8 protein-coding genes are annotated in these 10285 nt (G+C 75.5%); 6 read left to right on the top strand and 2 right to left on the bottom strand.

Annotated features, from left to right (window positions below; all coding sequences use genetic code 11):
• Window positions 1-546 precede the first annotated feature (546 nt).
• Both ABT238_RS38170 and ABT238_RS38165 read left to right on the top strand, forming a co-directional pair.
• Window positions 547-1737: a CapA family protein gene (locus tag ABT238_RS38170; protein ID WP_350564765.1), complete on the top strand. Its 1191-nt coding sequence runs from the start codon at window positions 547-549 to the stop codon at window positions 1735-1737.
• Between the two features lie 147 nt (window positions 1738-1884).
• Window positions 1885-2706, top strand: a complete 822-nt coding sequence (locus tag ABT238_RS38165) for a universal stress protein (protein ID WP_350564767.1) — start codon at window positions 1885-1887, stop codon at window positions 2704-2706.
• Between the two features lie 95 nt (window positions 2707-2801).
• Here ABT238_RS38165 and ABT238_RS38160 read toward each other — a convergent pair whose 3' ends face one another.
• Window positions 2802-4784 carry a hypothetical protein gene (locus ABT238_RS38160; protein WP_350807047.1) on the bottom strand — a complete coding sequence of 661 codons (1983 nt, stop codon included), beginning with the start codon at window positions 4782-4784 and terminating at the stop codon, window positions 2802-2804.
• Window positions 4785-5167: 383 nt separating this feature from the next.
• Window positions 5168-6511 (bottom strand): SMI1/KNR4 family protein, encoded by a 1344-nt coding sequence (locus ABT238_RS38155; RefSeq protein ID WP_350807042.1) that lies wholly within the window; start codon window positions 6509-6511, stop codon window positions 5168-5170.
• Between the two features lie 307 nt (window positions 6512-6818).
• Between ABT238_RS38155 and ABT238_RS38150 the strand changes: the two genes are divergently transcribed.
• The 4 genes from ABT238_RS38150 to ABT238_RS38135 all read left to right on the top strand — a co-directional run bounded on the left by ABT238_RS38150 (window position 6819) and on the right by ABT238_RS38135 (window position 10125).
• A complete protein-coding gene (locus ABT238_RS38150; protein ID WP_350564773.1) occupies window positions 6819-7460 on the top strand; it encodes a dihydrofolate reductase family protein in 642 nt (213 codons plus the stop codon).
• 4 nt (window positions 7461-7464) lie between these two features.
• Complete coding sequence (locus ABT238_RS38145; RefSeq protein ID WP_350807036.1) at window positions 7465-8307, top strand: alpha/beta fold hydrolase; 843 nt, start codon at window positions 7465-7467, stop codon at window positions 8305-8307.
• Window positions 8308-8550: 243 nt separating this feature from the next.
• On the top strand, window positions 8551-9003 hold the full coding sequence (locus ABT238_RS38140; protein ID WP_350564777.1) for an AraC family transcriptional regulator: 453 nt from the start codon (window positions 8551-8553) through the stop codon (window positions 9001-9003).
• Window positions 9004-9141: 138 nt separating this feature from the next.
• Window positions 9142-10125: an LLM class flavin-dependent oxidoreductase gene (locus ABT238_RS38135; RefSeq protein WP_350807031.1), complete on the top strand. Its 984-nt coding sequence runs from the start codon at window positions 9142-9144 to the stop codon at window positions 10123-10125.
• The last annotated feature ends 160 nt before the right edge of the window (window positions 10126-10285 follow it).

The following is a 10285-nucleotide window of genomic DNA, read 5'->3' as shown; positions in this document are numbered from 1 at the left end:
CGCGTATCCGGGTTTTCCCCCGGGGGGGCCTGGGGGGCCGGGGGGGGCGACCGTAGGGTGCCCCGACGGCGCGACGCATCCGCCTGCGGTAGCGGACTCCCCCGCCGAAGTGCCCCTCCCCCGCTACGACTTCAGGACCACCCGCGGTCGGGAGCGACACGCGGCCTACCGCCGACCGGAGGTGGTTTCCAGACGAACGGCTCAGCTGCGGGCGCGGCTCCTCGCGGATCGGGACGTCCTGGTGAGGGCGCAGCAGCGCCCCCCAGAGGGTCCCACCGCACGGAAGGAAGCAGGACTTCGTCGACATCGCGGCGGCCGTCTACCGTCGCTGAGCGCCGGCAACCGGTGCCGGCGCGGTGTGCCGGGGCCGGCCGTCGACCTCGTCGCGGCGGGAACGACCCGAACGCCCCCCACAGGGCGTCAAGTCCTTCCTGCCCCCCGACCGCTCCCTCGGGTGACCCCAGGGCGTGGAGGCCGGGCCGGGCCGCCGGGGCGCCGCATAGTCGGAGTATCAGCAATACCGTCCGATCATGAGATGAGCCGACTATGCGCCTGCCCCGTCGACCGGCCCTCGTGGTGTCCGTCCCGCTGCTCCTCGTCGCCGCGGGCTGCGGCTCCCCGGCCGCCGGCCCGGGTGCCACACCGACGCCCGCCGCCGCGTCCCCGACCACGACCGGGTCCCCCACCGGGCCGCGCGCGTTCACGCTGGTCGCCACCGGGGACGTGCTGCCGCACACCGAGATCATCCGGCAGGCCAACGAGGACGCCGGTGGGTCCGGCTACGACTTCGCCGGGATGTTCGCCGACGTCAAACCCCTGATCAGCGGGGCCGACCTCGCCATCTGCCACATGGAGACCGTCTACGGCCCCGACGGCGGACCGTTCACCGGCTACCCGGCGTTCAAGTCGCCGCCCCAAGTCGCCCGGGCCCTCAAGGACGCCGGGTACACCTCCTGCGACACCGCCTCCAACCACACCCTCGACGACGGCCCCGACGGCATCCGCCGCACACTCGACGCCATGGACGCCGTGGGCCTCGCGCACACGGGCTCCGCCCGCGACGAGGCCGAGGGCGGGCGGCCCGCGCTGCTCCGGGCCGGCGGCGCCACCGTCGCCCACCTCGCCTACACCTACGGCACCAACGGCATCCCGCTGCCGGCGGGCCGCCCCTGGGCGGTGAACCTGATCGACCGCGAGCGGATCCTCGCCGACGCCCGCACCGCCCGGACCGACGGCGCGGACGTCGTCGTGGTGAGCGTCCACTGGGGCACCGAGTGGCAGGACGCCCCGAACGACCAGCAGCTCGCCCTGGCCCGCGACCTGGCCGCCGCGCGGGCCGGGGACCGCCCCGCCGTCGACCTCGTCCTCGGCACCCACGCCCACGTCCCGCAGGCGTACGAGAAGATCGCGGACACCTGGACCGTCTACGGCCTCGGCGACCAGCTGGCCGGCCACATGTTCGGCTACGACGGTGCCGAGGACCCGCGCGGCAACTGGAGCTCGATCGCCCGCTTCACCTTCACCCCGCCGGACACCCCGCAGCGGCGCTGGACGGTCACCAAGGCCGAGTTCATCCCCCAGGTCACGGACCTCGGCCCGCCCTACCGCGTCCTCGACCTCCGGCAGGCGGCCCGCCGCGCCCCCGAGCGCGCCGACTACACCCGCGCCCTGGAGCACATCCGCTCGGTGGTCCTCAGCCGGGGCGCCGCCTCGGCGGGCCTCACCATGGCCCCCTGAGGTCCGGCGTCACGTCGCCGGGGCCCCTCACGGCGGGCGGGCAGGGCGGCACGGCCGGGGCGGCCACCGCTCGCGCTCCGCGCCGGGCGGCGCGCAGCATGGAGAGGGCGGCCCGCCGGTGGCGGGCGGCGGGATCGGAGGCGGACCGTGGCACGTGACCGGATCATCACCGGCTTCGACGGTTCGGAGCCCAGCCGGGCCGCCGCCCGCTGGGCGGCGCGCGAGGCCGTTCGGCAGGGGCTGCCGCTCGACGTGCTGCAGGCCGGTTCGCGGGGGCCGGAGCGGGCGCCCACGACCGAGGCCGACGCGCTGCGGACCCTCTTTCCCGGCCTGGACGTACGGGTCTCCCAGGCGCCGGACGACGCGGTCTCCGCGCTGGCGGCGGCCTCGGAACAGGCCGTGCTGCTGGTGCTCGGGTCCCGCGGCCTCGGCTCGCTGCGGGGCTTCCTGACCGGTTCGGTGAGCCATCGGGTCCTCGGCGCGGCGCGCTGCCCGGTGGTGCTGGTGCGGGGCGGCGCGGGCGCGCGACGGGCGGAGGAGCCGGGCGGCGTGACCGCGGGCGTGGACCTCGCGCATCCGTGCGATCCCGTGCTCGACTTCGCCTTCCGGACCGCCGCCCGTCGCCGGGACCCGCTCACCGTGGTGCACGCCTGGGGGCCGCCGGCCGGCACCGAGTACCTGCACTTCGGCTCCATCGGCGGCCTGGAGAAGCAGCTGGCCGCCGAAGCGCGGCAGGCGCTCGGCATGGCGCTCGCCCCCTGGCGCGAGCACCACCCGGAGGTCGCGGTGTCCACCGAGGTGCTGATGGGCCACGCCGGGATCACCCTGGTCGACGCGGCCGCCGGATCCGGCCTGCTGGTCATCGGGGCCCGGCACCACCACAACCCGCTGGGCGCCCACCTGGGCCCGGTGGCCCACGCGGTCGTCCATCACGCGCCCTGCCCGCTCGCCGTCGTGCCCCTGCACTGATCCGCCGGCCGCACCACCGGCCGGATCGCCGTGCCGGGCCCCGCCCACCACACCACCGTGGGCAGGGTCCGGCGCGGCGGACGGTCCTGTCGCCGTCAGGCGAGCTTCTGGCAGAGCAGCGCGTACGGCCGCGCCGCCCACAGCTGCCACCAGGGCTGGCCGTAGGCCACCCCCGCGACGAACTCGTCGTCCGCGCACTGGCCCTTGGCGAAGCCGTACGCGAAGTCACCGCCCCCGGCCACCGCGGGGCGGTTGTCGCCGTCGTCGAAGCGGAGCGTACGGGTCGACGCCCCCGGCGGGGTCGCCGACTTCGCGCAGAGCACGCCCATCGTCCGGCCGTTGCGGCTGTAGCCGGACACGAAGGAACCGGCGGGGCACTGGGCCTTGGCGTACCCCGGTGCCCAGTCGGTCGTCACGTAGGTGCCGCCGTGGTCGACGGCGTACGCGCGGCCGGCGTCCCAGAGGTCCGCCTGCGTGACGTCCGTGCACAGGCCGTCGTCACCGCCGTGGCTGAGCCCGATCAGCCGGCTGCCGTCCGGGCAGGACGCCTTGAGGGCGTACGGGTCCCAGTCCGGTCGGGTCTTCAGGTGGGCGGAGCGGTTGTCGTCGGCCAGGCCGGAGCTGAGCGGGGTCCAGTCCACGATGCGCGGCGGGTTCGGGCCGGTGCTCACCGAGGCCAGCCGCCATTCGCGGTGGAAGGCGAGGAAGGGCAGGTCCGCCGAGAGGACCGGGGTGCCGAGGATGGCGAGCTTCGCCATCAGGGCCCCGTTGATGTCGAGTCCGCCGTAGAGCACGGCCGTGCCGTTGACCTCCGGCGCGCTGCCGGCGCCGTCGAGGACGACCGAGCCGCTGACGGCGGCGCGCAGGTACGGCTCGATCGACGCCTTGACGCCGATCGTGTCGTACAGGGCGATCGAGCCTTCGGCGAGCAGACCGGCCTTCGCCGAGGCGGAACCCCTGAGGTCGAGGCGCAGCGGGGTGACGGTGGAGGTCCCGGGGTCGGTGGTGGTGGTCCAGCCCGGGCCCTTGACGTAGTCGGAGTGGACGCCCCACCGGCCGTCGTAGGCCTGCTCGGCGTCGAGGGTGACGGTGCCGTCGGCGGCGATGTCGGCGGAGAGGGTGAAGGTGAGGTTGATGACGACGGGCAGGGGACCCACCATCACCACGGGGCTGGCGCTGTACGTGGCCAGCGGTATCCGGGCGGAGGTGGCGCCCGCGAGGCTCCCGCTGACGCGCCAGTCGGCGTGTGCGCCCAGGCTGAAGCCGATCCGGGCCTGCTGGGGGTCGATCAGGCCGAGGCCGCCCTGGTAGGAGAAGTCGACGGCCGGGGTGAGCGAGACCGAGCCGGAGAGCGTCACCGAGGACCCGTTCGGCAGCGGGACGGTGGCGTCGGCGCTGAGCCCGAGGCTTCCGGAGACGGAGCCCTGGCCGCCGGCCGGCCCGAGGTCGGTGGTGACCTGGACGCCGCCGAGCCGGGGCTGGACCTGGAACGCGCTCGGGCTGACGGCGCTGTGCAGGCTGGTGCTGGTCGCGCCGAGCAGTTCGGGGAGGGTGGCCGGGCGGGTGGTGACGGCCACCGTCCCGTCGGCGGCCGGCTGCACGCCGGTGACGGCGACCAGCGCGCCGTGCGGGGCCGCGGGGGTGGGCGGGCTGTCGATCAGCTGCCCGGGCCGGACGGCGGCAGCGGCAGCGGCGGCGGCGCCGGGGGCTTCGGCCCGGAGGGACGGCGCCTGCGGAGCGGTGGCGGCCGGTGCGAGCACGGCGGTGCCGGTGGCCGGGTCGTAGGAGGAGAGCGCGAGGCCGGGGTCGGCCGTGGCGGTGGCCGGCGCGCCGCCCTGCGCCGGGGTCGCCAGGGTCGCCGCGGCCGTCCCGGACACCGGGGGTGCCAGCGTCGCCGGTGCGCCGGGCGATGTGGCCGAAGCGGCCGTCTCGGTAGTCGAGTTGGTCGTGGTGGTCGTGATGGTGGTGGTGCCGGCAGCGGCGGCCGGTGCTGCCGCCGCTCCGTTCAGGACGGCGCCGCAGAGGAGGAGCACGGTGGTTGTCGCGGCTGCTGACATCGTCAGCTTGCGCACGGTCACGTGGAGGGTCCCTTCCGGTCAACAATGCTGGATCGGGGGTGACTTGTGGCGGGGCGCACGGCCCGGAGCAGCCGCACGCCGCTCCTGACCGACGGGTAACTTAACATTCGTCGACCGCGCCACTGCCCGGTTTCGCATGGTTCCCGGATCGCCATGACCGAGATTTCACGGCCCTGGAACAGACCTTTCCCCCATGGTTAACGCACCGTCAGCACACCGTGCCCGGCGAGCCCGCACACCTCCGGGACCGACCTGGCCGCCGGCGCCCGGGTGCCGGAGGACCCCGGGCCGTGCCTGCCGCGGCGCGGGGCGACCTCGACCGCCGTGTGCATCGCGGCTTCCCTCCGGATCGAGTTGGCCTCCGTCCCGCCGGTGGCGCGGGGCTACGACAGGGGGCCGAGGTCGCCGTTGATGACCGTCTCGGTGGTCAGCGGGCGGTCCCAGAGGGCGAGGATCTCGTCGGCCAGGGCCACGGCGAACCTCGGGTCCTGATGCCCGAAGCGCTGGAACGAGGCGGCCGAGAGGCTGCGCGGCACCGCTCCGGCGTCGAGCAGGACGCGCCAGTCCTCGGGCGCGAGTTCGAGGAACTCCAGGCCCGTCAGCTCGGCGATCTGCAGCGGGTCGGCGAGCGTGCCGGGGGCGGCGCGGAGCGTGCGCAGGCGGGGCAGCCCGACGAGGGGGGCGAGGCTCAGGGGTGCGCCGGTGCGCGACACGATGCTCAGGACTTCAAGCGCCGGCTGGGCGACGGCCTCGATGCTCCCGGCGCTCCCGTCGTGGACCATGGCCGTCAGCGGCGGCTTCTCCCAACGGTGTCCGGTGTACCAGGTGCGTTCGGGGCCGAGGACCAGATCGGTCAGCGAGTCGGCCCACAGCGACGCGCCGACGGCCTGCTCGTGGTCGAGCACGACGATCTGGCCGAGGTGGCCGCGGGGGCCGGGCGTCAGGTCGACGACGACCTGGTCCCCTCCGCCGGTGTCGCCGATGACGATCCACCCCGGGGAGCCGACGAGGTCCTGCACGGCGTCCTCCGGTCCCGTGAGGACGGCCCCCGTCGCCGCGTGCTCCCAGGAGAACGACGAACGCATCGACAGGTCGGCGACGAAGAGGTGCTCCAGGGGGATCGGGTCGAAGCCCACCGCGCCGAGGACGCGCTGCTCGGCCTCGTGGTCGTCCCGCCAGTCCTCCCACCGCGCGCGCGTCACCCGGTGGAGCGCCTTCACCTCCTCGGGCAGTGTCAGCCCCAGGCGCTCCTCCGCGGCGGCGATCTCCTCCTCGGTGGCGCCGATCGCGTCCGGTATCAGGTCGCGGAGCCTGCGCTCCAGCAACTCCGGGTCGGCGGACGGGGCCGGCCGGGCCCCGTCCACGGGTTCGGGCAGGCGCCGCCACGGCTCGGGGACGGCGCCCTCGACCAGGGTCAGCGCGCCCAGCACGCTGCCGACGGCGTCCTCGGTCGCCGCCGTGCGGTCGAACAGCCGGAGCACCACCGCTCCGCTCGCCGGGATCCGGGCGGCGAAGCCCATGTCCGTCATCCCGGCCGAGGCGAGGGCGGTCCTTACCCGCTCGATCGCGTCGCGCGCCTCCCGGTCGTCCGTCAGCGGCACGTCGTCCGTGTCGCGGCCGATGCTCCCCGACACCTGCCCTCCCGGCGCGGCCGCCTCCCGCGCGTGTGCGGTCCGCAGGAGCCGCAGCAGCGGCTCCCAGGTCGTGAAATCGTACGGCGAGGACACGTCGGTCTCCGGGTCGGTGTGGTGATCGCGAACGCCGATGATTCTGCCCGGCGCCTGTGACAGCCCGACGGGCGGAGGCGGCCGTCGAGGGCGGCGTCCTCCTTCACACGAACGGGTCAACCGGCCACCCGCCCCGGCGAGCGCCTGGCGCTACGCTCGCAGCGTGGAGCCGCCGACCGTCCGCCCGGTCCGGGACACCCACGGGGCCGCCGGGCGGGGAAACCGGGTGCCGACGCGGCGATGAGTTTTCCGGCCCCGGCAGGTCTACATCGCGAACCGGGACGACCGACTCATCGGGAGTACAGACATGGGCCTCATCCACATCGAACTGTTCACGACCCTCGACCTCGTCGGGCAGGCGCCCGGCGGACCCGACGAGGACCCGGAGGGGTTCCCGTTCGGCGGCTGGCAGGCGCCCCTGCTGGACGAGGCCACCGGGGCGCAGATCCTGGCCGCGTACGAGGGCACCGACGCCCTTCTGCTGGGCCGGCGCACCTACGACCTCTTCGCCTCCTACTGGCCGCACCAGCAGGAGGGCGAGATCGCCGAGCTCTTCAACCGCGTCCCGAAGTACGTGGCCTCCCGCGGCACGCCGGACCTCCCGTGGGCCGGGTCCACCCGGCTCGGCCCGGACCTGGCGGGCGCGGTGCGCGAGATCCGGGACCGGCACCAGCACGTGAAGGTCGTCGGCAGCCTGGACCTGGTGCAGTCCCTCCTGCGGGAGAAGCTCTTCGACCGCCTCGACCTGTGGGTGCACCCGATCGTGCTCGGCGTCGGGAAGAAGGTGTTCGACGGCGGCGCGGTGCCCACGAACGTCACGCTCCTCGAACCGCCGGTGGCCGGCCCCACGGGCACCGTGTACCTGCGCTACGGGCTCGCCGACGGCACGCCCGCGACGGGCGACATGAGCGCGCCCGACCGCGGTCTCGGGCACGACGGGGCCCGGTGATCCGATGACCACCGTCCATGTCAACGGGACGGACCTGGGCGTCGAGTCGTTCGGCGACGACGGCGCGCCGCTCGTCCTGCTCGCGGGCGGGCCGACGATGCTCTCCTGGCCCGACGCGCTCTGCGAGCGCCTCGCCGCCGGCGGGCGGCGGGCGGTCCGCTACGACCTGCGCGACAGCGGGGAGTCGACGGCGGCCGATCCGCAGGCACCCGCCTACACCCTGCGCGACCTCGCCGCCGACGCCGCGGCCCTCGCCGACGCGCTCGGCGGCGCTCCCGCGCACCTCGCGGGGATCGGTGTCGGCGGGATGGTCGCCCAGGTGGCCGTGCTCGACCATCCGGACGCGTTCCGCGCGCTCACCCTGGCCGGCACCCGCCCGGTCGCCCCCGGCCCGCCCGACGGCGACCTCCCCGACCACGACCCGGCGACGATGAGCCGGCTGTTCGCCCGTCCGCTGCCCGACTGGAGCGACCGCCGGGCGGTCGCGGAGTTCGCGGGCGCCGCCGCGGAGATCCTCGGCGACGACCCCGCCGCCGCGCGCGCCGTCGCCGCGCGCGTCTGGGACCGCACGCCCGGCACGGCGCCCCCGGTCCAGATGGCCAACCAGATGGGCCTGGTGTTCTCCAGGCTCGACTGCGCGCCCCGCTGGCGCGAACGCCTGCCGGGGATCGCCGTCCCCACGCTCGTCGTCCACGGCCGCCGCGACCGCTTCTTCCCCCTCGGCAACGGCGAGGCGATCGCGCACGCGGTCCCCGGAGCACGGCTGCTCGTGCTCGACGGGGCCGCCACCGCGATCCCCGCCGCGGCGGTCGGCGAGATAGCCGAGGCGATGCTCGGACTCGGATAGCGGGCCGCGGGTTTCGCCGAATTCCGGCCGGACGGGCGACGGTCCGTCGACATCGCTCGAATTCCCTTTCATCGCCATGGTCCGGCCGGACCTCCGACTCCTCCCGTTCGCCACCGAGCGCTGCACCAAGGGCCGGTCAGGTCAGCGGGCCGACCGGCATGACGGAATTCAAAAAGCCCGCCGATTTCGTTTTTATACCTTGCTACCGTCTCCTCCACACCACCCGAGCGGAGGATGATTCACGTGTTCACGCTGGAAATGATCGAGGAATCCCGCATCGCCTATTCGAGGCGCACCGGCCCCTATGGCGAGGCGAACGGGATCCGGATGGAGGAGCTCAAGTCCTGGGCCGCCGCCCACGGTCTGCTGCGAGCCGACTCCGCCGTTCTGGGCATCGCCCATGACGACCCGTCCCGCACCCCGCCCCACGCCTGCCGCTACGACACCTGCCTCGTCGTTCCCGAGGACACCGCGGTGCGAGGACCCGGGATACAGGTGGCCCGCCTCGCCGGCGGGCGCCATGCCGTCCTCACCGCCGCCCACACCCCCGAGGGCCTCGCGCGGGCCTGGGCCGGGCTGTTCGACGGTCTCGCCGCCCAGGGCCTCGCGTTCGACGCCACCCGGCCCGTTCTGGAGCGCTACCGCCCCGCGCTGCTCGCCCGGCACCTGTGCGAGATCTGCGTCCCCGTCCGCTGATCCGCACCCGTCCGTACACCCGGCCGGGCACCTCGCGCCCGGCCGGGGCTGGACACCGCGGTCGCGGCGCGATCGACTGATCCTCACCGGCTCGCAGGCGGAGCCGGCCACCGGCCCACCGCACCCCCGAGGAGCCGCATGCCCCGCACCGACACCCACCGCCACCGGGTCGGCGTCCTGCTGCCCCGCGACCTGCCCGCGCACGAGCTGGTCCCGTACGCGCGTCGGGCCGAGGAACTCGGGTTCGACGAGGTGTGGGTGGTCGAGGACCTCGGCTACCGCGGTGGCATCGCGCAGGCCGCGACCCTCCTCGCCGCCACGGGGCGGATCACCGTGGGAATCGGCATCATGCCGGCCGGCGCCCGCAACGTCTGCTTCACCGCCATGGAACTCGCCACCCTCGCCCAGCTCCACCCCCACCGGCTGATCGCCGGCATCGGCCACGGCATGCCCGACTGGATGCGCCGGATCGGCAGCTGGCCCGAGAGCCCGCTCACCCTGCTCCGCGAGTACGCCACCGCCCTGCGCGCGCTGCTGCGCGGCGAGCCCGGCCCCGCGGACGGCCGGTACGTGCGGTGCGAGGGGGTGGTGCTGACGGAGGTCCCGCACGCCGTTCCGCCGGTGGTGCTCGGTGTGCGCGGGCCCAGGTCGCAGGCCATGGCGCGGGAGGCCGCCGACGGGCTGCTGCTCGCCGAACCGTCCGCCCCCGCCTACATCACCGCCTCGCTCACCCGTCCCGGCGCCGCCGCAGCACCGGAGCCGGAGGTCGTCGTGTACGACATCGCCGCCGTCGACGACGACGAGGACGCGGCCCTCGACCGCGCCCGGACCGGACTCTCCGCGATCGGCGAACCCGACTGGGCGCCCCACATCGACCCGCTGCCCTTCGCCGCCGAGCTGCGCGCCCACCGGGCCGCGAGTTCCGGTCCCGAGGAGTTCGCCCGCACCCTTCCCGCCGACTGGGTGCGCGCCCTCGGCGTGACCGGGACCCCCGCCCAGGCGCGCGCCGCGATCGCGGCCCGGCACGCCGCGGGCGCCACCTGCGTCGTCCTCTCCCCCGCCGGCCCCGATCCGGTGGCCGCCCTCGACTCCCTCGCCCGCGCCCTCCCCGATCGCCCCTGACCGCCGCCGGGCGGGACCTCGTACGGGCGACGGGAGACGGGGCGCGGTACGCGCGGTGGGGCGGCCGTTCCGTACGGGGGCGGCCGCGCGGGCCGGGCCGCCCCCCCCCCCCCCCCCCCCCCCCCCCCCCCCCCCCCCCCCCGGGCCCGCAGGCGCTCAG

Origin of the sequence: Kitasatospora sp. NPDC001527, from assembly GCF_040298605.1 — a bacterium.
Lineage (GTDB): Bacteria > Actinomycetota > Actinomycetes > Streptomycetales > Streptomycetaceae > Kitasatospora.
This window is presented reverse-complemented; position numbering and strand designations above follow the sequence as displayed.